Origin of the sequence: Clostridium sp. AF22-10 (assembly GCF_003478725.1) — a bacterium.
GTDB lineage: Bacteria > Bacillota > Clostridia > Lachnospirales > Lachnospiraceae > Otoolea > Otoolea fessa.
In genome coordinates this window covers 36,979-61,331 of sequence record NZ_QUFZ01000004.1, presented here as the reverse complement: position 1 = coordinate 61,331, position 24,353 = coordinate 36,979, and the positions used below count along the sequence as shown (strand labels likewise).

At 42.3% G+C, this 24,353-nt stretch carries 20 protein-coding genes and 1 pseudogene; 20 read left to right on the top strand and 1 reads right to left on the bottom strand.

The window, feature by feature from the left end; translation table 11 throughout:
* The first annotated feature begins 51 nt into the window (after positions 1–51).
* From DWX91_RS04035 to DWX91_RS03980, 12 genes and pseudogenes are all read left to right on the top strand, one after another.
* Positions 52–654: a Type 1 glutamine amidotransferase-like domain-containing protein gene (locus DWX91_RS04035; RefSeq protein ID WP_118538351.1), complete on the top strand. Its 603-nt coding sequence runs from the start codon at positions 52–54 to the stop codon at positions 652–654.
* 54 nt (positions 655–708) lie between these two features.
* Positions 709–1,227, top strand: coding sequence for a ClbS/DfsB family four-helix bundle protein (locus tag DWX91_RS04030; protein ID WP_118538349.1), 519 nt, complete (start codon positions 709–711; stop codon positions 1,225–1,227).
* A 141-nt stretch (positions 1,228–1,368) separates the two neighbouring features.
* On the top strand, positions 1,369–2,754 hold the full coding sequence (locus tag DWX91_RS04020) for a zinc-ribbon domain-containing protein (RefSeq protein WP_118538347.1): 1,386 nt from the start codon (positions 1,369–1,371) through the stop codon (positions 2,752–2,754).
* Positions 2,751–2,930 carry a hypothetical protein gene (locus tag DWX91_RS04015; RefSeq protein ID WP_002594660.1) on the top strand — a complete coding sequence of 60 codons (180 nt, stop codon included), beginning with the start codon at positions 2,751–2,753 and terminating at the stop codon, positions 2,928–2,930. Before DWX91_RS04020 ends, DWX91_RS04015 begins: the two co-directional genes overlap by 4 nt.
* A gap of 532 nt (positions 2,931–3,462) precedes the next feature.
* Positions 3,463–4,287 (top strand): ParA family protein, encoded by an 825-nt coding sequence (locus DWX91_RS04010; RefSeq protein WP_118538345.1) that lies wholly within the window; start codon positions 3,463–3,465, stop codon positions 4,285–4,287.
* A complete protein-coding gene (locus DWX91_RS04005; protein ID WP_118538343.1) occupies positions 4,244–5,188 on the top strand; it encodes a ParB/RepB/Spo0J family partition protein in 945 nt (314 codons plus the stop codon). Before DWX91_RS04010 ends, DWX91_RS04005 begins: the two co-directional genes overlap by 44 nt.
* 285 nt (positions 5,189–5,473) lie before the next feature.
* Positions 5,474–9,723 (top strand): annotated as a pseudogene (locus DWX91_RS04000) (SpaA isopeptide-forming pilin-related protein).
* A gap of 161 nt (positions 9,724–9,884) precedes the next feature.
* On the top strand, positions 9,885–10,181 hold the full coding sequence (locus DWX91_RS03995) for a hypothetical protein (RefSeq protein WP_118538341.1): 297 nt from the start codon (positions 9,885–9,887) through the stop codon (positions 10,179–10,181).
* Positions 10,182–10,193: 12 nt separating this feature from the next.
* Entirely contained in the window at positions 10,194–10,454 is a 261-nt protein-coding gene (locus tag DWX91_RS03990; RefSeq protein ID WP_023920501.1) for a hypothetical protein, read from the top strand.
* Positions 10,435–10,734 carry a hypothetical protein gene (locus DWX91_RS03985; RefSeq protein WP_023920502.1) on the top strand — a complete coding sequence of 100 codons (300 nt, stop codon included), beginning with the start codon at positions 10,435–10,437 and terminating at the stop codon, positions 10,732–10,734. Before DWX91_RS03990 ends, DWX91_RS03985 begins: the two co-directional genes overlap by 20 nt.
* A 15-nt stretch (positions 10,735–10,749) precedes the next feature.
* The gene (locus DWX91_RS17100) at positions 10,750–11,931 is read left to right on the top strand and encodes a TnpV protein (RefSeq protein WP_243098961.1); all 1,182 of its coding nucleotides are present in this window, start codon (positions 10,750–10,752) and stop codon (positions 11,929–11,931) included.
* A complete protein-coding gene (locus tag DWX91_RS03980; protein ID WP_243098960.1) occupies positions 11,859–18,071 on the top strand; it encodes an N-6 DNA methylase in 6,213 nt (2,070 codons plus the stop codon). The genes DWX91_RS17100 and DWX91_RS03980 overlap by 73 nt, the downstream gene beginning before the upstream one ends.
* A 107-nt stretch (positions 18,072–18,178) precedes the next feature.
* Here the strand turns inward: DWX91_RS03980 and DWX91_RS03975 are convergent, their stop codons facing one another.
* Complete coding sequence (locus DWX91_RS03975; protein WP_054754266.1) at positions 18,179–18,517, bottom strand: winged helix-turn-helix transcriptional regulator; 339 nt, start codon at positions 18,515–18,517, stop codon at positions 18,179–18,181.
* 120 nt (positions 18,518–18,637) lie between these two features.
* On the opposite strand from DWX91_RS03975, the gene DWX91_RS03970 reads away from it, so the two are divergent.
* From DWX91_RS03970 to DWX91_RS03935, 8 genes are all read left to right on the top strand, one after another.
* Entirely contained in the window at positions 18,638–19,189 is a 552-nt protein-coding gene (locus DWX91_RS03970) for a flavin reductase family protein (protein ID WP_118538339.1), read from the top strand.
* A 143-nt stretch (positions 19,190–19,332) separates the two neighbouring features.
* Positions 19,333–20,295, top strand: a complete 963-nt coding sequence (locus tag DWX91_RS03965) for a DUF3991 and toprim domain-containing protein (RefSeq protein WP_118538337.1) — start codon at positions 19,333–19,335, stop codon at positions 20,293–20,295.
* The gene (locus DWX91_RS03960; protein ID WP_002594669.1) at positions 20,292–20,711 is read left to right on the top strand and encodes a DUF3846 domain-containing protein; all 420 of its coding nucleotides are present in this window, start codon (positions 20,292–20,294) and stop codon (positions 20,709–20,711) included. The genes DWX91_RS03965 and DWX91_RS03960 overlap by 4 nt, the downstream gene beginning before the upstream one ends.
* Before the next feature lie 134 nt (positions 20,712–20,845).
* A complete protein-coding gene (locus DWX91_RS03955; protein ID WP_087203228.1) occupies positions 20,846–21,004 on the top strand; it encodes a DUF3789 domain-containing protein in 159 nt (52 codons plus the stop codon).
* Positions 20,967–21,308 carry a plasmid mobilization protein gene (gene mobC, locus DWX91_RS03950; protein WP_002594670.1) on the top strand — a complete coding sequence of 114 codons (342 nt, stop codon included), beginning with the start codon at positions 20,967–20,969 and terminating at the stop codon, positions 21,306–21,308. Before DWX91_RS03955 ends, mobC begins: the two co-directional genes overlap by 38 nt.
* Positions 21,299–22,684: a relaxase/mobilization nuclease domain-containing protein gene (locus DWX91_RS03945; RefSeq protein ID WP_118538335.1), complete on the top strand. Its 1,386-nt coding sequence runs from the start codon at positions 21,299–21,301 to the stop codon at positions 22,682–22,684. The genes mobC and DWX91_RS03945 overlap by 10 nt, the downstream gene beginning before the upstream one ends.
* The gene (locus tag DWX91_RS03940) at positions 22,668–23,462 is read left to right on the top strand and encodes a PcfB family protein (protein WP_118356701.1); all 795 of its coding nucleotides are present in this window, start codon (positions 22,668–22,670) and stop codon (positions 23,460–23,462) included. Before DWX91_RS03945 ends, DWX91_RS03940 begins: the two co-directional genes overlap by 17 nt.
* A 6-nt stretch (positions 23,463–23,468) precedes the next feature.
* Positions 23,469–24,353, top strand: a complete 885-nt coding sequence (locus DWX91_RS03935) for an LtrC-like protein (protein WP_118538333.1) — start codon at positions 23,469–23,471, stop codon at positions 24,351–24,353.

Sequence of the window (24,353 nt, the reverse complement as noted above, 5' to 3'; positions counted from 1 at the left end):
TCAAGTTTGTTAAATTGGAAAATTAGAATTTATATATAAAGGAGAATATTGATGAAACTGTTTTTATGTTCGCACTTTTCAAGTGTAGGAAGTCTGATAAAGGAAGAAATTGAAAATAAAAAAGTCGCATTTATTCCAACAGCTTCGCTGCGTGAAGGCTACACCGGTTATGTCGGCTCGGCTCGAAAATTATTCAAAAAGTTGGGAGCAATCGTAACTGAAATTGATATTTCAACGGAGGCTTATTCAACGATACAGTCTGTTTTTGAAGATGCGGATGTGATATATTTTACCGGCGGAAATTCTTTTTTCCTTATAGACCAGCTCCGTAAAACGGGAACGGATGAGCTGTTGAAAAAAGAATTGGCAAAGGGAAAACTGATGATTGGTGAATCGGCAGGTGCGATTATATGCGCTCCAAGCATCCAATATATCGAGCAAATGGATGAAAAGCCGGAGGACTACTCACAAGAAGATGATGCAGGGCTTGATTTGATTGATTTCTATGTTCTTCCGCATTATCTTACAGCACCATTTAAGAAAGTTACCGAGAAAATAATGATTGAATTTTCGGATTTGAATCTATGCCCTATTAACAACCATCAGGGAATTGTAATTGATGGTGAAGGTTCAAAGGTTATTTGCAAAGACTAATTTGAAAAATCCTTTTTTTGAAACTGGAAAATCGGAAGCTGAGGAGATAGACTATTGAGAACATATGAGAATAAAGACGAGCTTAAAAACGAGATAAATAAAAGCTTTGCAAAGTATATTTCAGAATTTAATGATATTCCGGAGCATTTAAAAGATAAGAGAATTGATGAGGTCGATCGAACTCCGGCAGAAAATCTTGCTTATCAGGTTGGCTGGACAACTCTTGTTATTAAATGGGAATCAGACGAAAGAAAGGGTATTCCTGTCAAAACTCCTTCGGATAATTTTAAGTGGAATCAGCTTGACGAATTATATCAATGGTTCACAGATACATATGCTCAGCTGTCACTGCAAGAATTGAAAGACAGATTGAATGAGAATATCAACTCTATTTATGTAATGATTGATTCTCTGAGTGAGGAAGAATTATTTAAACCACATATGAGAAAATGGGCTGACGAAGCAACTAAAACAGCTGTCTGGGAAGTATACAAATTCATACATGTTAATACAGTTGCTCCGTTCGGAACCTTTAGAACCAAGATTAGAAAATGGAAAAAGATTGCACTATAACTTCCAGTTTGCCAACTTGCCCTTTGAGAGAGGAGAAATCCCTTTCCCAAAGGGCTTTTTCTATTTATACGGATATTCGCAAACTACAAGATAAAGCCAAAACTTCATATACTCTAAGCACAAGGAGGTTGAGGTTTGGCTATGAACAACAGTTTAGCAGAAGTACACCCAGAGCTTATTACGGAATGGTCGGAGAAGAATTTACCGCTTACACCTGATGATATTACCTTTGGTTCAAATAAAAAAGTATGGTGGAAAGGTACTTGCGGACACGAATGGCAAACAAGCGTTAAGGCTCGTTCTAATGGAGAAAAATGTCCGATATGTTCCGGTGCGAGAGTGATTGCAGGTATTAACGATTTGGCGACATTAGAGCCACTATTGGTAAAGCAGTGGTCGAAAAAGAATAAGATAAAACCGACAGAGGTTTCTATTGGCTCTCATAAGAAAGTGATTTGGAGATGTGAGAAAGGACACGAGTGGGAAGCTGCCGTTAAGAGCAGGACAATAAATAAAACAGGTTGTCCGTACTGCTCTCATAATAAAGTGTTGGCAGGATTTAATGACTTTGCAACACTTCTGCCGGGTATAGCTGCCGAGTGGTCGGACAGAAATTATCCGTTACTTCCAACTCAGGTTACGGTCTTTGCCAATCGTAAGGCGTGGTGGAAGTGTAAGGATTGCGGCAGAGAGTGGAACACCCTTATTTCTACCCGTTCCGGTGGGAGTAAATGCCCGTATTGCAGTGGGTACATATTCTCGAAAGGGTTTAACGATTTGCAGACAACACACCCTGAAATTGCTTCGGAGTGGTCGGAGAAGAACTTGCCTTTGAAACCTGATGAAGTAAATGCAAAGGCGAGAAAAAATGTCTGGTGGAGGTGCAGTAAATGCGGTAACGAGTGGAAATCTGTTATCAATGCCCGTGTGAAAGGTACGGTATGCCCCGTTTGTGCAGAGAGAGAAGTCCTTGCCGGATATAATGATTTGGCGACAACGGACAGTCAGCTTCTCAGTGAATGGGATTATGAACAGAATAAATTGAAGCCGACAGAGGTATCACGAACTTCAGCAAAGAGAGCGTGGTGGAAATGCAGGCACGGTCATTCATGGAGTATGAAGATAAGTGAAAGGACGATATTGAAGAAAGGCTGCCGAATTTGTGAGCAAGAATATTTATCTCTATTTCCTGCTTTGGCTGTCAGCTATTATTCTAATAAGAAAGGCTTGAAAGCAGAACTTGGTTCTGACCGATTGCTTGGAGTTCCGCTTGAAACATACATACCTTCAGAAAAGTTGGCTATTGAGTCAGGAAGTGCCGATGAGAATTTAGAAATAATGAAAGCATATATGTGCAAGCAAAGAGGAATAAGGCTGATTAAGCTGCCGATGAAAGGCACAGAACTGGATTATGCCAATAATTTAAAGAAAGCTTTTCAGAGCGTACATATATTTATTTCTTCCGATACCGAGGAAGATGTGGAGATAATCAAAAATACATTTGAAAGATGGAGGGACAGCCAATGAGAGAGAAAACCTATCATCTATACTTAAATGAAGAAGAACGAAGCCGAGTGATACAATCGCTCATCGAACTGAAGAACAATTTAGCAGCTCAGGGGCGATACACCGACGCAGTAGATGATGTTCTATGTAAAGTGCTTGAAGCAAAGAAAAAGAAATTGAAAATTGAATACATTTAGAACGTTGATTTGCCGTCTGTTTCCTAACCGGAGCAGGCGGCTTTTTTATTTCAAAAAATTTTTAGAAAATTTCGGAAAAGCGGAGATTTTGGGTGTGCATTTCATACCCCTTTGTCCAAATGAGTGAAGGGGTTCATTCCGGATAGCAAAAACGGAAGCCTTTTCGCTTGAAAATTGAATAAGTCATTCACTAAGACTTTATTTCTGATGATAGCCACTTTAGCAGGTACGCCGTAATTTTTGTATTTCAGAATAGCGAGAACTCCGGCTATGAGTATCAGGTTGCCCCTGATATGGCGATGACAGTCAGAATGATAATGATACTTCTCTACGGAGCTGGCGGAGTACCCGGCAGAGGTTAGAATCCTATGATACAGATAAGCAGTCTGTTCCTTAGTGACTTCCCATGAGCATTTTGCTTGGCAAGGGGTGTTGAGAACAAATATTGCTATGACCGATTAGGAAATGAGTCGGTCAGGTACATAGCCATAATGCGGTGGCTATGAATTTTCAGAAAGGAGGGCAAAAAGAAGTGTCAAACTGCAAAACGATTTCCGTATGTAACCAGAAAGGCGGAGTTGGAAAAACCACCACAACAGTTAATCTTGGAGTCGGGCTTGCAATGCAGGGCAAGAAAGTATTGCTCATAGACGCAGACCCGCAGGGAGATTTAACGACTTGTCTTGGTTGGCAGGATACAGACGGCTTGGGTATCACGCTTGCAACGAAACTCACAGATGTAATCAATGAAACGATGACAGACCCTATGGTTGGTATCCTGCACCACGAAGAAGGTGTTGACCTTGTTCCGGCAAACCTTGAGCTTTCAGCAATGGAATTTAACCTTATGAACGCAATGAGCAGAGAAACTACACTCAAGAACTATCTGAGTCAAGTGAAGAACAGATATGATTATGTAATTATAGACTGTATGCCTTCACTTGGTATGGTTACTCTCAATGCTTTATCGGCGGCAGACAGTGTTATTATTCCGGTTCAGGCTCAGTATTTGCCTGCAAAGGGTATGACACAGCTTGTGCAGACCATTTCAAAAGTAAAGAAGTATATCAATCCGGATATTAAGATAGACGGTATGCTGCTTACTTTGGTGGATAGCCGAACAAACCTTGCAAAGAGTACGGTGGAAGCACTCAGGACGAATTTCGGTAATCAGATAAGAATGTATCGAACACAAATCCCGATTGCCGTAAAAGCCGCTGAAACTTCTTCCAAAGGCAAGAGCATTTATGCTTATGAGCCAAACAGCACAGTGTCTAAGGCATACGCTGAATTTACAAAGGAGGTGTTAGCCGATGGCAGGAAGAAAGAGCGACTTCACTCTCACGAAGCTCGATGATTTATTTACCACGCAGGCACAGAGAGATGAAGAACAGCTTTCAAAAATCCGAGACATTCCGTTGGAGCTGATTGATGATTTTCCCGACCACCCGTTTAAGGTCAGGGACGATGAAGATATGATGCAGCTTGTGGAGAGTGTCAAGGAAAGAGGAGTGATTACTCCGGCAACGGTAAGGCAGAAAGAGGACGGCAGATATGAACTTGTTTCAGGACACAGACGAAAGCGAGCTTGTGAACTGGCAGGATTTGAAACACTGAGAAGTGAGATTATAGACCTAAGCAGAGATGAAGCGACCATTTTAATGGTTGAGAGTAATTTCCAGAGGTCAGAGATATTGCCAAGTGAAAAAGCCTTTGCATATAAAATGCGTTTGGAAGCATTAAGCAGACAAGGGAAAAGAACAGATTTAACTTCCAACCCACTGGGTCGGAAGTCGGATGGCAAAGAAACTGCTCAAATAATCGGAGAACAATCGGGCGACAGTCAAACGCAAGTTCGTCGTTATATTCGTCTGACAAACCTTGTTCCTGAACTGCTTGAATTTGTTGACGAGGGGCGTATTAAAATGCGTCCTGCCGTAGAACTTTCTTATCTCGATGAAGATTGCCAGCGTGATGTGGTTGACGAAATCGACCTGAATGACGCAACCCCGTCACACGACCAGACAATCCGTATGCGAAAGTTATTCAACGAGGGCAACCTTACAACCGAAGCAATCCACGCTGTTATGTCTGAGGAAAAGCCGAACCAAAAGGAAAAAATCGTGTTGAGGGGCGACAGAGTAAGACAGCTTATCCCGAAAAACATTCCCGTCAGTCAGACGGAGGATTTTGTTTGTAAAGCATTGGAGCATTACAACAAGTTTTTGCGTAATCGTGCAGAACGTGACAGCAGATAGCCTGAGTTACAGTTCCCCTTTCTCACACTCTAACCCCTTAGTTATATTTCTACCTACCGAAAATGATATATATTATCTCACTTGAATATAAGTATCTCAAAGTATATGTCTATCTCTAAGGGGCAATCGCACAGTATGAACGGACTGGAGGTGTATGGTAAAATGAAAAATTAACGAAAAATCCGCATTTGTTTTTCGGCAGGTAAATCTTGTCGTAAGAGAAAATCCACAAAGGCACATCGTAGAGATACGGTGTGTTTTTCAATTTTTACAGGAGGAAACGCAATGATAAAGTCAAAATTCAAAAGAGTCACGTCGCTTTTCTTGGCGACCCTTATGTGTGTGACCACTTTTGCAGGCATTGGCTCGACAACAGCATATGCTGCTTCGGGAGAAAAAGCCGATGTTTATATGGTCGATTTCCCTCGTGATGGCGATGCTAATTACGATGGGGTATGGGGACACAGTAATTTGACCTTGAAAAATGGTTGGCATACCGGACGTTCCAATTTTACCAATCTTAAGGCTATTGGCTCATACTCAGGCAATGTTGCTTATTGTATTGAGCCGGGAATTTCGCTCAAGGTCGGTCAGACAATGAATAAGTATGACGAAAATTATTTTAATAACCTTGCAGCCAACGGGGTTATTTCAGGAGATGAAATCCGTCTTTTCGTTGGTCGTATTTTACAGTATGGCTATCGTGGAACAATCTCGACTTCTTGGAGGTCACAGAATGAAGCGGCAGCAAACAGTATTGCACAGGCTTATGCCACACAGCTTCTTATCTGGGAAACTGTTATCGGAGAGCGTGATACGAATTTCAATCATGTAGCAGCCAGTGGTTGCAGCAATGTGAAAGATGTCATCAATGCAAAGCATCCGCTCCGCAATAAGATTTTCAGTTATTACAACAGTATGGTGCAGAGTGTACAGAACCATGCGACCATACCGAGCTTTTGTAATAAATCATCCGGTTCAGCAAAGACAATAGAACTTGAGTGGAACGGGAGTAAGTACACAACTACTCTGACAGACTCCAATAATGTGCTGTCCAAATATAATTTCAAGGCAAGTATCAGTGGAGTAAGTTTTTCAGTGAATGGTAACAAACTTACTGTTTCTATGGATACTGCACCGAGTAAGGAATTTACCATTACCGCAACGAAGAAAAATGCAGTCCGCAGAGGTGTGGTTGTATGGTCAGAGGGTAAACACGGTCAGAACTCCAGTGTGCAAGATGTTGTCAGCTATGCTCAGGAAGTAAGCGACAGTATCAACGGTTATGTGAAGATGAAAGTCAGCTATGGTTCTTGTCAGATTGTAAAGACCAGTGAGGACGGAAAAGTTGACGGTGTTAACTTCACGATTACCGGAAACGGTATCAATCAGACAGTTACAACAGCCAATGGCGGTAAGTTCCAGATTGATAACCTTATGCCGGGTATCTATACCGTAACCGAGCAGGCATACGATAAGTATGAGCCGCAGGAAACACATAGAGTTACTGTTGTAGCAGGGCAGGTTGCAAAGGTCAATTTCAATAACAAATTGAAGCGTGGCGACCTTCAGGTAGTGAAGTCCTCGGAAGATAACCTTGTTGAAGGTGTGAAGTTCCATCTTTTCGGTACTTCTCTTTCTGGTGATGCTGTTGACCAGTATGCAGTTACGGACAAAGACGGTGTGGCAACTTTCAAAGATGTGCTTATCAGTGGTTCTGAACCATATACTCTTGAGGAAGTGGACACAGCTATCCGTTATGTTGTGCCAAAAAATCAGACTGCACCAGTGAAGTGGAAAGAAGTAACCACAAGAAACTTCAATAACATTTTGAAGAAATTTACTGTAACAGTAACAAAGAGCGACGCTGAGAAAGGCGAAGCACAGGCAATGCCAAACTTTCAGGAGCAGTTTATGGTATCTATAAGGGCGAAACGCTTGTAGATAAGTATGTTACTGATGAAAACGGTCAGTTCACTACTAAAGAATATGTTTGTGATACCGACTGGACAATCCGAGAAATTACACCGTCAGAGGGATATTTGCTTGATAAGACTATCCATGAAGTAGGTGCAGACCCGAAACTTTATGAGGTGGAACACAACCTTACTTCCAATGATGTAACTGAGCAGGTAATTAAAGGTAACGTGGCTATCATTAAACACACTGATGATGGAGAAACAAAGATTGAAACTCCTGAAAAGGGTGCTTCCTTTGAGATTTATTTGAAATCTGCCGGAAGCTATGACGCAGCAAATAAAGACGAGAGAGATACTATCGTTTGCGATGAAAATGGATTCGGTCAGACAAAAGATATGCCGTATGGTATTTATACCGTACACCAGACTTCCGGTTGGGAAGGCAGAGAGATGATGGACGATTTTGATGTGTTCATTTCACAGAACGCACAGACCTACCGTTATCTTATCAATAACCGTAATTTTGAGAGCTTTGTCAATGTAGTCAAGGTGGACGCAGAAAGTGGAAAGAGTATTCCGTATGCAGGAGCAGGATTTAAGATTTACGACCCGCAGGGCAATCAGGTCAAAATGACCTTTACTTATCCGACACCGACCACGATTGATGTGTTCTATACCGACGCAAATGGTTCTCTTGTTACACCTGAGAAACTGGATTACGGCAAGGGATATTCTATCGTAGAGGTACAAGCTCCATACGGATATGTACTTGATGATACTCCAGTATATTTTGATATTACCGAAGAAAATTCCACAGAGGAAGGCGGCGTAACTGTTGTGAAAGTCAATAAACCGAATATGGCACAGAAAGGTACTATCACGGTTGAAAAGACCGGAGAAGTATTTAGTGGTGTCAATGTAAGTGGTTCTGAGGACAGTGATGTTATTTATCAGCCTGTTTATGAAGTGGCAGGACTTGAGGGTGCAGTTTATGAAGTCCGTGCTGCGGAAGATATTAGTACACCGGACGGTACACTCCGCTATTCAAAGGGCGAAGTGGTAGATACTATCACAACAAGCTCCGATGGATTTGTTAAGAGCAAAGAACTTTATCTCGGAAAATACGAGGTCAAGGAAATTACCGCACCTTATGGAATGGTAATCAGTGGCGAAACACATACGATAGAGCTTACTTATGCAGGTCAGAATATCTCTGTTACCGAAACTTCCACATCGTTCTATAACGAAAGACAGAAAGTGCAGGTAAGCCTTGCAAAAGCCATTGAAAAGGATAAGACATTTGGTATTGGCGACAACGGAGAAATCAAAAACATCAGCTTTGGTCTTTATGCCGCAGAAGATATTGTATCTGCAAGCGGTACAGTTATTCCGGCTGATGGACTGATTGAGATTGTCAGCGTAAATGAAAATGGAACTGCTGTTATGAAGTCAGACCTTCCGTTTGGCAAATACTATGTCAAGGAGATTGCAACCGATGAGCATTATGTTCTCTCTGATACGAAATCTCCGGTTGTGTTTGAATATGCAGGTCAGGATACCGCAATAGTTGAAATCAAAGTGAATGATGGAAAAGAAATCAAGAATGAACTTATCTATGGTTCTGTATCAGGTAAGAAGATTGACGAGAACGGAGAAGCACTTGAGGGTGCTGTTATCGGTATCTTCAAAGCCGAAGAAACAGAATTTACAAAGGATACTGCACTTATGACGACTACCTCTGCAAAAGACGGTAGTTTTTCTTTTGCAAAAGTTCCTTATGGCAAATGGATTGTAAGAGAAATCGAGCAGCCAAAGGGATTTGTTCTTGATGAAAAAGCGTATGAGGTCAATATCAGCAAAGCCGAGCAGGTAGTTGAAATTGAGATTGTCAATGAGTATGTTCACGGCAATATCAGACTCACGAAGATGGACGCTGAATATCCAGATAACAAACTTACGGGTGCAACCTTTGAGGTATATAAGGACACCAATGAGAACGGAAAGATTGATGATGGCGATGAACTTATCGGAAATCTTGAAGAAACCGAAACCGGAATTTATGAGATGAAAGAGCTGCTTTACGGAAAATATATTGTCCGTGAAACAAAAGCACCAGAGGGCTTCCTGCTTGATAAGGGAGAATACTCTGTTTTCATTGAGAAAGACGAAACAACTTATTCCGTTGAGAATAAGGCTGGTGTTGGATTTATCAATGAAGCTATGCGTGGAACACTGAAAATCGTCAAGACATCTTCAGATGGTAAGGTTAAAGGTTTTGCGTTCAGAGTAACCGGAGCAAACGGTTATGATATGACATTTGAAACAGATAAGAACGGCGAAATCGTGATTGAGGGACTTCGTATTGGCGAATATACCGTATCCGAAGTGGCAAACAATGCCTCTGCCGCATATATCACACCTGCCGACCAGAATGTTACTATCAAACTTGATGAAACAGCCGTTGTAAAAATGCACAATGAGTTGAGGGATACTCCGAAAACAGGAGATGATACCAATATGAAACTTTGGTATGTCCTTGCCGGACTTTCTGCTGTCGGTATCGCCGTAACTTCTGTTGTTGCACACAAAAAGAAGAAAAAGGAGGGTAACGAGTAATGGAAGCAAAGACAATTATCGCTATCGCATTAGTCGCCGTTATTGTCGGCGGCTTTATCTTTCTTCAGGTTAAAAACCGTAAGAAGTAAGTAACAAGCGAACATTAACCAGTCGGGGCAGAGCGTAAAAAACTCTGTCCCTTTAATTTTTGGAGGAACATTATGAAACAACAGAAAACGGTGGAGAGCCGAGTGCTTGAAATCTTAAAGGAATGCCCGATGTCGAGGTATGATGATATGCTTCTCATTCTGCATTATTACAATCAGTACGGATATATACCAGCCGGAAATCTTCCGCTTGAGGATATTGTATTTAATTACCGAGCATACGGACTTCCTTGTTTTGAAACCATACGCAGGGCAAGGCAGAGAGTACAGTCCCTTTTTCCTGAGTATTCACGTACTCCGCAGAAAGAAGAACAGAGCGGCAGTATTTCTATTGTAATCAACATTAGCTAAGGGGGTATTTTCGTGAAAGACAAAGCAACTTTTCAGAATAAGGTCAAGGTGCTGAATAAACTCTTTGACTCCGGTTGTGATACGGAGAAAAAGTTGCAGCAGCTTGATATGGAAGCAATCCTGAAAATCCCGAATATCACGATTCCTGATATGGGTGTGATTATGGAGCTTCAGAAGAATACAAAGTCCGGTAAACTCTTTTCGTATTTGGGCGGCGGTTCTGATGAAGCAACAAAAATGAGAGGTAAGGAAAATGAAGCAACAGGAGAATAGAGCAGAGCCGCAGGAAAAGCAAATTCGATTTATAGACAGTCATTACAATTTGAAATTCTATATTCCCGATGGTGGAAAAATCAGAATTACTTTTCGTGATGGACACACAGCAGACAAAGTATGCAAGTATATTGATGACTACCATTTGTATGTCGGAAATTGCTGCTATCATATATGCGAGTTTGCTGAAAAAATGGAGCTTAGTGGAAGTAAAGTTGAACCTGTCAATCAATCCGAACCGTCAAAAAACAAGACCAGAAACAGAGAAAAACAGCGATAAGGAGGTGCAAGAGTAATGGCACGAAAATATGACCTTATTTCTGAGCTTTACAACCGCACCTGCAAAACGGTTGTGTCAAATCCTCAGAACTGGCAGGCATTCTTAGCTTCAGCTTGCCGAAATTATAAGTTACGCTATGACGAACAGCTTCTTGTATATGCACAGCGACCCGATGCAACAGCGGTTCTTGAGATAGAGCAGTGGAACAAAATTTTTGGCAGATGGGTCAACCGAGGTGCAAGAGGTATTGCTGTTTTTGCTGATGAAAACCGTTCACGGCAAAGACTGACACATTACTTTGACATTTCAGATACTCACGAAAGCAGATATTCAAGAACAGTCCCGATTTGGGATATGCGTCAGGAATACGAAGCTGATGTGATTGAGACATTGGAAAGCACTTTCGGAGAGATTGAGAATAAGAGCAGTCTTGCCGAAGCAATTATGGGAGCAGCAAGAAATGCGGCAGAGGATAATATCCCTGATTATCTGCAAGACCTTTACTATGCAACCGAGGGCAGTTCCTTTGAGGAAGTGGAAGAGGATATTGTGGCTTTCATTTATAAAAATGTCGTGACAAATAGTGTGGCATATATGATGATGTCAAGGCTTGGCGTTGATACGGACGGTTATTTTGAACTTGATGATTTCAGAGATGTTACCAATTTCAATACGCAGGAAACACTCAATGCACTTGGATTTGCTACCAGTGATATTGCAGAAATGGGATTGACGGAAATATCTAAAACAATTACTGCACTCAACCGTCAAAATCGCATAATTGTCGGTCAGGACAGAAATGAATACAATAAGGTTGAAAATAACGACGAAAGGAGTTGGACAATGAACGAACTGACCTACACGATGGTGGGCGATTACAGCCTTCCGAACCTGAAACTTCCACAGCAGCCGGAAGTGACTTTGGGCAGATACGCTCAGATGAGGAGAGATTTTCTGAAGGAACATCACAGAGTCCTTTACTACAATCTCCTGACGAGGGGCGAACTGACACAGCACTTGGCGGAAGTGGAACAGAGAGCCAGCAAGATGGAGGAAACAATCCTGAGCCAGATGGCACAGAAAGAGGGAGTGAGCGAACAGATGAAAGCGGAGGATATGATGAAATGGGTTCGTCTGATGAACTCCCTTCGCAGCTCGGCACAGGAAATCGTGAAAGCGGAAGTGATATTCGCTTAGAGTATTACGACAGAACACACGAGGATAAAAGCCTTCCGTTCTTTGGGCGTGATGAAGTAATCAATGAAATTCTCAGAACGACACCACATTTATCAGCAAGTCTGGAAGAAATCAAAGATTATTATGAACGTAATCCTGATAACAAAGACCGCACAGAGTATATAAAGAGTATTTTCAATAATGATTATACCGAGCTTACTTTAGAGGATGGCAGGACAGTAGGGTACAAGACCTTTGAAAACGTTCTGCATTTGTGGGAGGGCAAATACGACAGCAGAACCGCACAGAGTTTTTATGATTGGGCTGTTATTGCTCGACATTTTGAAGCTATGCGATTACTGGGAGAATTAAGTGACAGCATAAAACCATTACCGTCAATGGACGGTCAGATGACATTCATATTAGACGGTCGGGCAGAGGAAAAGAAAACCTCTGCCTTTACTTTTTCTCAGGAGATTATCGACGCTGTTCTTGCGAATGGAAGCGGATTTTCTGAGGGTAAAATGCGTATCTATGAGCAGTTTGAAAAAAGCCTTTCAGCAAAAGAAAACGCAGACTTCTTAAAAAATGAGTACGGTTGGGGCGGCTCTTATCCAGTAATAATCGGAGCAGGAATTGATGAGAGTCACGATGGAAAAGGTATTACGATTACGAAAGGTATCGGTAAAGAAAATCCACATATCACGCTTTCGTGGTCGCAGGTGGAGAAGCGTATCGGGGAACTTATCCGAATGGACAGATACTTAAATCCAAAGGAAAAAGAACGCTATCCTCAGTGGCTTGAAAGTCAAGAGGAACACAGAGCCAAAATCGAGGAAACGAAAAGAAACCGAGAGATACTCTCTAATGCACCGCCGGAGCAGGAGGTCGAACCAGCCGAAAAAAAACCTGAAGAAGCAGAACAGCTGCAAGATGAAGATGTGCAGTATGAATATCATCTTGGCGCTAAGGTGTATATCGGTGCTTCTGAGTACGAAATCTTATCTGTTGATGATGAGAGAGTAATGCTCTATGACTATGATATGCCACTGTTCAATAAGGAATTTTCACGCACAGAGTTTGACAGAAAAGTGCGAGAGAATCCGATGAATGAGCATTTGATTGTAAAGGAAGAACCTGCCGAAGAAAGAAATGAAACGGAAGAAGTTCAGACCAATATGGGCAGTATGCCGATTGAAGATTATCGAGAGATAGTAGCTTCGCAGTCAGGTTTTGACAGCTATGATGAGATGTATCATCAGGGGTATCGCATAGGAAACGGTTATGATAAAGAGCCTGAGCCGGTAGTTCCCGCTTGGGAGCAGAAGAAAAAAGTCAAAGGCTTTGACTTGCACCCTGATGTGCCTATGGCAGACCGTCACACCTTTAATCTTAGAGAAAATGAGGTTGAAACGGTTGGTAAAAAGGAACGCTTCCGCAGAAATATTATGGCAATACAGCTTCTCAAAAAATGTCAGGAAGAAAACAGATTTGCCACGCCTGAAGAACAGATTGTTTTATCAAAGTATGTCGGTTGGGGTGGGCTTTCAGAAGCCTTTGATGAAAATAATTCAGCGTGGGCAACGGAATATCTGGAACTTTCTTCGGTATTAACACCGGAGGAATATGCTTCGGCAAGAGAAAGCACATTGACTGCGTTCTACACGCCGCCTGAAGTTATCACAGCCATTTATAAGGCAATGGAGCAGATGGGCTTTCAGGAGGGCAACTTGTTAGAACCGTCCTGCGGTATCGGCAATTTTATCGGTATGCTACCGGACGCAATGCAGGACAGTAAGGTTTACGGTGTGGAACTTGATAGAATTTCCGCAGGGATTGCACAGCAGCTTTACCAGAAATCAACCGTTGCGGCACAGGGATTTGAAGAAACCAATCTGCCGGACAGCTTCTTTGATGGAGTGGTTGGAAATGTACCTTTTGGAGATTTTAAGGTATCGGATAAAAGGTATGACAAGCATAAGTTCCTGATACACGATTACTTTTTTGCCAAGTCCCTTGATAAGTTAAGACCCGGCGGTGTAATGGCTCTTGTAACGAGCAAAGGCACAATGGATAAGGAAAACTCGGCGGTACGAAAATATATTGCACAGAGGGCAGAGCTTCTTGGAGCAATCCGATTGCCGAATAATACCTTTAAGGGTAATGCAGGAACGGAAGTCATTTCGGATATTCTTATCCTGCAAAAGCGTGACAGACTGATAGATATTGAGCCGGATTGGGTTCATCTTGATACCGATGAGAACGGAATTAAGATGAACTCTTATTTTGTGCAGCACCCCGAAATGATACTCGGAGAAATGAAAATGGTATCGGGGCGTTTCGGTATGGAAGCAACTTGTGTGCCGTATGAAAATGCAGACCTTGCAGCACAGCTTGATGAAGCAGTAGCAAACATTCACGGAGAAATCACGGAATATGAAGCCGAGGAAGAACTGGAGGAGGAAGATAATTCTATTCCGGCAGACCCGGCAGTGAGAAACTTTTCATATACGGTGGTAGACGATAAAATCTATTATCGTGAAAATTCCCGTATGACTCCGGTGGAAGTGTCGGCAACCGCAGAGAACCGAATTAAGGGTATGATTGCTATTAGAAATTCCGTCAGAACGCTGATTGAATTGCAGACAGAAGATTACCCTGACAGCGAAATCAAAGCGGAGCAGGAGCGATTAAACAGACTTTATGATACCTTTTCAGGTAAGTACGGACTCATTAACAGCCGTGCAAATACCTCTGCTTTTTCGCAGGACAGTTCATTCTCTTTGCTTTCCGCATTGGAGATAATCGGAGAGGACGGAGAACTGGAACGTAAGGCTGATATGTTTTCTAAGAGGACAATTAAGCCGCATACTCCGGTTACTTCTGTTGATACGGCAAGCGAAGCGTTGGCGGTATCTCTTGGAGAAAAAGCCACGATTGATATGGACTATATGATGGAGCTTTCCGGTAAATCGGAGAATGAAATCTTTGAGGACTTAAAGGGTGTTATCTTCCTAAACCCGCTTTATGAGTATGGAAATTCTTACGAACCGAAGTATCTGATGGCTGATGAATACCTTTCGGGTAATGTCAGGGAAAAGCTGAAGATTGCAAAGAACTCGGCAGAACTCTATCCGGAAGATTATAAGGTCAATGTGGAAGCACTTCAAAAGGTGCAGCCGAAAGACCTGACTGCAAGTGAAATTTCCGTGCGACTTGGTGCAACTTGGCTGCCACCGGACGATGTGCAGGAGTTTATCTTTCATTTGCTTGAAACACCACGCTATGCACAGTGGAATATCAAAGTTCACTTCTCTCCATTTACGAGTGAGTGGAATATTGAGGGCAAATCTTACGACAAAGGAAATGTAAGGGCATATAACACTTACGGAACTTCCCGCATCAATGCCTATAAGATTATTGAGGAAACGCTGAATTTAAAAGATGTGCGTATCTTTGATTATATCGAAGATGATGAGGGCAGGAAAAAGGCTGTCCTGAATAAAAAGGAAACAGCGATTGCTCAGTCGAAGCAGGAAATGATTAAGCAGGAATTTCAGGACTGGATATGGTCTGACCCTGAACGCAGGGAAAGACTTTGCAAATCCTACAATGAGAAATTCAATAGCGTCAGACCTCGTGAGTATGATGGAAGTCATATCATCTTCAATGGTATGAACCCTGAAATTGAACTCAGGGAACATCAGAAAAATGCGGTTGCCCATATCCTTTACGGAGGAAATACGCTTCTTGCACACGCAGTCGGAGCAGGAAAAACTTTTGAAATGGTAGCGGCAGCACAGGAGTCAAAAAGGCTTGGACTTTGTAATAAGTCACTGTTTGTTGTACCAAATCACTTGACCGAACAATGGGCGGCTGAGTATTTGCAGCTCTATCCGGCGGCGAATATCCTTGTCGCAACAAAGAAAGATTTTGAAACCAAGAATCGTAAAAAGTTCTGCGGCAGGATTGCAACCGGAGATTATGACGCCGTTATTATCGGACATTCACAGTTTGAGAAAATCCCGATGTCCATTGAAAGACAGAGGGCAATCTTAGAACAGCAGCTTGAGGAGATAACTGGAGGAATTGCAGAACTCAAGCGAAACCGAGGGGAAAACTTCTCCATAAAGCAGCTTGAAAAGTCAAAGAAATCTATCAAGCAGAAACTTGATAAACTCAATGACCAGACGAAAAAAGATGATGTTGTAACCTTTGAGGAACTTGGTGTAGACAGGCTTTTTGTTGATGAAAGCCATTATTACAAGAACCTTTATCTTTATACAAAAATGCGTAATGTGGGCGGTATCGCACAGACGGAAGCACAGAAATCTTCCGACCTCTTTATGAAGTGTCGTTACCTTGACGAGATTACCGGAGGTCGAGGAACCGTATTTGCAACGGGTACACCTATCTCAAACAGCATGGTGGAACTCTATACGATACAGCGATATTTGCAGTATAACACGCTTGTGAAAAATGGGTTGCAGCACTTTGACGCCTGGGCATCCACTTTCGGAGAAACCATTACGGCAGTGGAACTTACACCGGAAGGAACAGGATACAGAGCAAAGACAAGGTTCGCAAAATTCTATAACCTGCCTGAACTAATGGCGATGTTCAAGGAGATAGCGGACATTAAGACAGCGGATATGTTGAACCTGCCAGTACCGGAAGCAAAGTACCATAACATTGCAGTAAAGCCGTCAGAAATGCAGAAAGAAATGGTTGCTTCCCTTGCAGAGAGAGCCGAGCAGGTGCGTGGCGGCGGTGTGGATTCAAGCGTAGATAATATGCTGAAAATCACGAATGACGGAAGAAAACTGGCTCTTGACCAGCGTATGCTAAACGATATGCTGCCTGATTTTGAGGGCAGTAAAATCAATGCCTGCGTCGATAACATCTATCGGATATGGAAAGAAAATGCCGACAAGAAATCGGCACAGCTTGTGTTTTGTGACCTTTCCACGCCGAAGAATGACGGCACATTTTCCGTCTATAACGACATCAGAAAGAAGCTGATTGAGAGAGGTATTCCTGAAAGTGAAGTGAAGTTCATACACGAAGCCGACACGGATATGAAGAAAAAAGAACTGTTCCAAAAGACCCGCAAGGGAGAAGTCAGGGTGCTTCTTGGCTCTACTCAGAAGATGGGAGCAGGAACGAATGTGCAAGACAAACTTATTGCACTTCACGATGTGGATTGTCCGTGGCGACCTTCAGATTTGGAGCAGCGTTCCGGCAGAATTGTCCGTCAGGGCAATGAAAATCCGCAGGTAGAGATTTATCGCTATGTAACAGAGCAGACCTTTGATGCATACCTCTATCAGCTTGTGGAAGGTAAGCAGAAGTTCGCAAGTCAGATTATGACGAGCAAATCTCCGGTCAGGTCGGCAGAGGACATTGATGAAACCGCACTGTCCTATGCAGAGATAAAAATGCTTGCAACAGGCAATCCGTATATCAAAGAAAAGATGGACTTAGACATTCAGGTGCAGAAGCTGAAGATGTTAAAATCCAATTTCTTATCGGAGAAATACGGACTGGAGGATAAGGTCATCAAGTTCTATCCACAACAGATTGCTTACTTAAAATCCCGTGTAGAGGGACTTACAAAAGATGTTGAAACAGCAAAATCACACCCGAAACCGATAGACGAGCAGCCGCTTGGAATGATGGTATCGGGTGTTTCTTATTCCGAAAAAGCCGAAGCAGGTCAGGCAATCATCAATGCCTGCAAGTCAATGAACAGTCCTGATGCGATACCACTTGGTGAGTACCGTGGCTTTCAAATGGAACTGTATTTTGATACGGTGCAGCGTAATTATGTTGTGAAATTAAAAGGCGAAACGAGCAGAGATGTACCGCTTGGCGATGATTCTCACGGTAATATCGTGAGAATAGATAACGGCATAGAACGCTTTGAGGAAGCACTTGCTGATACGGAAAACAGCCTTGAAAATACGGAGAAGCAGTTTGAAACAGCGAAGCAGGAAATCGAAAAGCCGTTTACAAAGGAGGAAGAATTGAGGGCAAAAACTGCCCGACTTGATGAGCTGAATATCCTGCTCAATATGGATAAAAAGGAAAATGAGATTGTCGGCGGAGAACCTGATGAGGGCGAAATGATTGAAAAGAAGTCAAGAAATTTTGAAAGATGAGTTTAGAATTGCGGTATGGAAAAATCCCATACCGCAGATAGTATGTTAGGTAAGATGGTACAAAGTTATACTGTCAGAAATAATATTTTCAAAAAAATTAGAAGATGTTAATCTGTCAGTTTGTTTTCTTCACCCCAAACACAAAGCTGATCTAACACTACCATTAGTGACTTGCCACGTTCCGAAAGACAGTATTCCACCTTGGGTGGAATTTGAGGATATTCAGTACGGATAATCAGTTTGTCAGATTCTAGTTCCTTGAGATTGCTACTTAATGTTTTATCGGAAATTGTTTTCAGATAACGCTTCAGCTCATTGAATCTTACAGTTTTAAATTCCATTAAACAATAAAGAATGACCATTTTATGTTTGCCGGAAATCAGGGACAAGGTGTAAGCAAAGCCTGTATCTTCAAAATTGGCATTTTCAATGTAGTTTTGAATCATTATACTTTCTCCTTGGATAGTACCTATCATTTTTACCAGTACTTGAAATTCTGAATTGATTGGATATAATTATAAGCAGGATAAATAATTCTGTCAATCTAATTTTAAGGAGAGATTATTATGAGAACAAAGTTGAAAATTACGGAAGGAATTTTTCCTATGCCAGTGTTGATGGTGGCAACTTATAATGAGGACAACAGTGTGAATGTAATGAATGCTGCTTGGGGGACAATGCAAGCAAGGGACATAGTTGCATTGAATCTTACCGAAACACATAAAACCGTGCAAAATATTAAGGCACGAGGTGCATTTACTGTTAGTATCGCAGATGTAGAACACTTGGTAGAAGCAGATTATTTTGGCGTAGAGTCTGGTAATCGTGTAACAGATAAATTTACACGTAGCGGATTGACTGCAAGTAAGGCTGAAGTCGTAGATGCTCCTATTATCAATGAGTTTCCAATTTGTTTAGAATGTAAATTTATTGAGTATCAAGATAATGAATACGGTTGTGGCGTTATTGGAAAGGTAGTGAATGTAACTGCCGATGAGAGCGTTATGGTAGACGGTAAAATTGATATTTCCAAGGTAAATGCCATTGCATTTGACCCTTATACTCATGGTTACTACAAGGTTACAGAGCGTGTGGGTGAAGCTTCAAAGATGGGTTAAAACTGAAAAAGTAAAGCTACAGGAAAGAAAAATTGATTAAGAGAAGATTCTTTCATAAAACATAGACACAAAATTTAATATTATATAGCCACTTGGTTTTCAAAAAATCAGGTGGCTATTTTTATTTTAAGGAGGTGGTCGATATGCCTTTTATCGCACCTGAGTTAATCATTCAGGCGAAGCAGATGGACTTATTAACCTACCTGAAAAATTATGAACCGTATGAACTGGTTAAGTTTTCAGGTAACACCTATTGCACCAGAACCCACGACAGCTTGAAGATTTCAAACGGGAAATGGATATGGTGGTCGAGAGGTATCGGCGGCAGGAGTGCTTTGGATTATCTGATTAAGGTCAAAGGTTACAGCTTCCTTGAAGCGGTGGAAACCATTATCGGACACACAGCGATTCAGGCTCCGGTCTATGAAAAGCCACAGCCAAAAGAGGAAAATAAACCGCTTCTTCTCCCTGAAAAATGTGCTTCCAACAGAGTGATTACAGAGTATCTTTTCGGGAGAGGAATAGATTTTGAAATCATCAATTACTGTATCTCTAATGACCTTATCTTTGAGAGCCTGCCGTATCACAATGTTGTGTTTGTAGGCTATGACGAGAAGAAAGAGCCGAAATATGCAGCCTACCGTTCCACGAATAAGCGTAGGATTATGGGCGATTGCAGTGGCAGTAAAAAAGATTATTCTTTTCGGCTTGGTAAGGAAAACTTGGAGGAAGTACACCTCTTTGAGTGTGCCATAGACCTGTTATCCTATGCCACGCTTGCGAAGCTGAACGGGCAGAACTGGAAAGAAATGAGCTTTGTTTCGCTGTCCGGGGTGTATTCTCCGGCAAAGAAAATTGAGGACAGTAAAGTGCCGATTGCACTGGAAAAGTATCTTGGCAGTAACCCATCTGTCAGGAAAATCCGTATCCATTTTGACAATGATATAGCGGGCAGAAAGGCAGCACAGACCTTAAAAACCATTCTGCCGGATAAGTATGAAATCGTTGATGAGCCACCAAAAGCAGGTAAGGACTTCAACGATTTTCTTTGTATGCGGATGGGCATTTACAATAAAAAAACACACGAAAGGAATGAAGAACGATGAATGATTCTAAGATTAAAGTTCTCTTGGTAGAACCGGAAAAGTACCCGAAGGAAATTGTAATCGACGACAGTCTGGAAGCAATGCAGGAGGTTGTCGGCGGGGACATTGAGGAATATATGCCCTATGACGATGATGTTGCAATCATCTGTAATGAGGAAGGAAAGATGAGAGGACTTCCGCTTAACCGTGCAGTTTATGTGCAGGACAATGATAAGAAAGAGATGGTAGATATTATCTGCGGCAAATTCTTTATCTGTTATGCACCGCCTGAGAGTGAGAGTTTTCAGAGCTTGCCGGACGATATGATGAAGAAATACAAGGAACAGTTCAAGTATCCCGAACGCTTTTCTAAGGAAGTGGGCGGCAATATCGTGGCTGAACCTTTTAAGCCGAAATCAAAGGATTATGAGAGATAGTAGACTGAGAACGGGGCAACCCGGAGGAGATGTTTATTCTTAGCGAGCAGACCATTTGGATAAACACAGTTTCCCAAACGGTAAAAGGCTCGTTAGGGGTTGCCCTAATACCCCGTGAGAAAGGAGAACTTGATTTGAGAGAGTTATTACTTATCGCCGCCGGAACACTGCTCGGCAGTTGTCTTGGCGTTACGATGATGTGCTTATTCCAGATTAACAAAGATTGCAGAGTAAAGAGAAAGGAAGATACCGATTATGAGAAAGAGAAACATTCAGAAGATTGTACGCTTTAACCGCAAGGAAGCACAGGACTTGGCAGCAAAGGCAAAGAAGGCTTGTCTTTCCGAAGCCGGACTTATCCGTTTGCTTATCAGAGGTTACGAACCGAAAGAGAAACCAGATGACCGTTTCTATGATGTGATGAGGGAACTTTCCTCTATCGGTAATAACATCAATCAGCTTGCTGCCAAAGCAAATACACTTGGTTTCATTGACGCACCTATGCTGAAGAATGAAGCTGCAAAGTGGAATAAGTTCCAGTCAGAGATTGAGAGGACATATCTTCGTCCAAATCAGAGCGAAATGAAATGGCAGTAACAAAGTTGTGGTCGGTAACAGAAAGGCTTGGTCAGGTCATTGACTATGCGACTAATCCCGAAAAGACTTCTGCAAATATCAAAAGGGAGTTTTCACCGGAACAGTATCAGGCTCTTGCTGATGTTATTGCTTATGCAAAGGACGAAGAAAAAACAGAGCGAGAATTTTATGTTGAGGGTATCAACTGTAATGTGGCGATTGCCCGTGACCAATTCATAACGGTTAAGGAGCAGTACCAAAAGACAGACGGTATCCAAGCCTATCACGGATATTTGAGTTTCAAGGAAACAGATATATCTCCTGAGATGGCACAGAAAATCGGAATGGAATTTGCAAATGAAGTGTGGGGTAAAAGATTTCAGGTCGTTGTGACAACCCACCTGAACACAAAGCACCTGCATTGCCATTTTGTCATCAACTCTATTTCTTTCGTCGATGGCAAACATTTGTGGGGCGAGGAAAAAGCGTGGTTCAAATTCCGAAAAGTTGCAGACAGGATTTGTGAGAAGTACGGACTTTACTATGACCCGAATCCGAACCGCAGTAAGCAGTCGGAGTATCTGACGATGAAAGAAAAGGCAGGTATGCCGACACGCTATTCGGTTGCAAAAGAAGCTATTGATTATGCTATCGACCACAGCAAGACCCTGAAAGAATTTCAGTTTGCTCTCAAGGAAATGGGATATGCCTATAACCTAAGTCCAAGCCGAAAATACTGGACAGTCATTCCAAAGGGATACGATAAGCCGATACGACTGAAAAATCTCGGAGCAGATTATACCAATGACCGGATTGTAGAGCGTATCAAAGAAAATCGTGACAGATGGGCAGAGATTGAGCCGTTCCAGAGGGCGACTTATAAACCAAGACAGTACCGTATGCAGACCAGAGGACAGAAGCTGAAAAAGAAAGGCGGACTTTATGGGCTGTATCTGTATTACTGTTACAGACTCGGTTATCTGCCCAAGTATAAGAAACAGAATAACGCAAGGCTTCATTATTTTTTGAAAGATGATTTGATGAAGCTCGATAAGATTACTGATGAAGTAAGGCTGCTCGGACGAGAAAATATTTCCACGGACGAACAGCTTTTTTCATATAAGACTTCCTTAGAGGAGCAGATGAAAAATCTGATTGTCGGAAGAACACATCTCCGAAAAAAGATAAGAACAAATATTGATGATGGTCAGCTTCAGGCGGCAAAAGATGAAATCGCTTCTATCAACGGAGAATTAAAAAAACTCCGACGGGAAGTAAAACTCTGCGAGGATATTGCGGAGAGGTCAAAGGTTATGGAAGAAAACCTTGAGCATATCGAAACAGAGGAACAAAAACAGCAGAGAAAGGAGAAATCACGTTATGAACAACGGTGGTGACGCAGCAGAGCAGGTCGTTAGGCTTTCGCTTGAAGGATTTGAAGTTGCTGCAAGATTAAGCGGTTCGGCGGCGAAGAATATCGCATTGCTTTTGGTATCGGTTCTGAAGCAGGAACAAAAGACGAAGGGCAAAGCAAGGCTTACCAATATGATTAAGTCAGGCAAGGAGCTGAAAGTCTTTTCCATTCCGCAAAAGGATTTGAAGAAGTTTACCGAACAGGCAAAACGCTATGGCGTTCTTTATTGTGTCCTCAGAGATAAGAACACAAAGGGAGAGAACGCTCCGGTAGATATTATTGCAAGAGCAGAGGACGCTTCTAAAATTCAGCGTATCGTTGAAAGATTTGAACTTGGCAAGGTGGATAAGGCTTCGATTGTCAGTGAAGCAGAGAAGGCTATCGCAGACCGTGAAGCGGTTGAGAAAGAAAAGCCGACCAAATCCAAGAGTGAAATCATTATGGAAGAAGCAGTCAGAAATCCAATGCAGAAAGAGGAGCGAGCAAACGCAAACCCCTCAGTCGCCAAAACAGACAAAAGCCCTCTGTCAAGGCAAAACTCAGAGCCGGTAGAAACGCAATCTGATAAGGGTGTTGCAAAGCCAGTGGAAAAGCCATCGGTCAAAGAGAAACTTGACCGTTACAAGGCACAGGCAAAACAGCAAAAAGAAGCAGAGCGTAAAGAGCCGGAGGTTAAGAAAGACGGCAAGAATCCGCAGCAGAAAAACGGTCAGACGGTACACCGTCAGCCGAAGAAGAAACCCAAAACAAAAGAGAGGTAATTCACTATGACAAATGATTTCAAACCCGCAAAGGCTGGCGGTAATCAGCCAAGATTATCCAAAGAGGAGTATGCGGAAAAGAAGCGAGCAGAAAAAGAAAAGGTCTATCAGATGATTGATGACGCTGCCCGTGAGATTGTGAGTGACCCTGATAAGTTCAAGAACTTTCTTGATACGCAGAGTCGAATGGACAGATATTCCGCAGCAAATGCTCTCCTTATTTACAGTCAGTATCCGCAGGCGACACAGCTTAAAGATTTTGATGATTGGGGTAAGGACAATGTGAAGATTACCAAAGGGGCAAAGAGTATTTCTATTCTTGAACCAGTGGAATACACAAGAGCAGATGGTTCTCCGGGTATTTCCTACAATGTAAAAAAGGTATTTGATGTTACGCAGACAAATGGAAGAAAAGCTCCGGCAGTGTCAGCAAACCGTGACCCGAAAGCACTTATCACGACAATGCTTGATGTATCTCCGGTGGAGGTTGCGGCAACCGATGAACTTCCGTATCCGAATATGGCAGCTTTCTATAATAATGAAAAGCAGACCTTGTATGTGAAGCGTAATGTGGGCGACAGCGTAGCAGTTGCTCAGTGTGTCGCTCAGGAACTTGGACACGCACAGCTTTCTATCAACAGCGAAAGTTACAGCCGCAGGGATATGGGCTTTCAGGCAGTGTGTATCGGATATATGATTTGCAAGAAGTATGGCGTAGATACACAGAATTTTGCAATTAACCGTATTCCGGAGGGACTGGCTTCCAAAGAGCCGAAAGAAATCCGTGCGGAGCTTTCCAAGACACGAAATGCAATGGCAGAAATTCACAGTCATATCTCTGATGAAATGTTCCGCAAGAAGCAGGAGCGTTCAAAGGACTATGAGAGATAA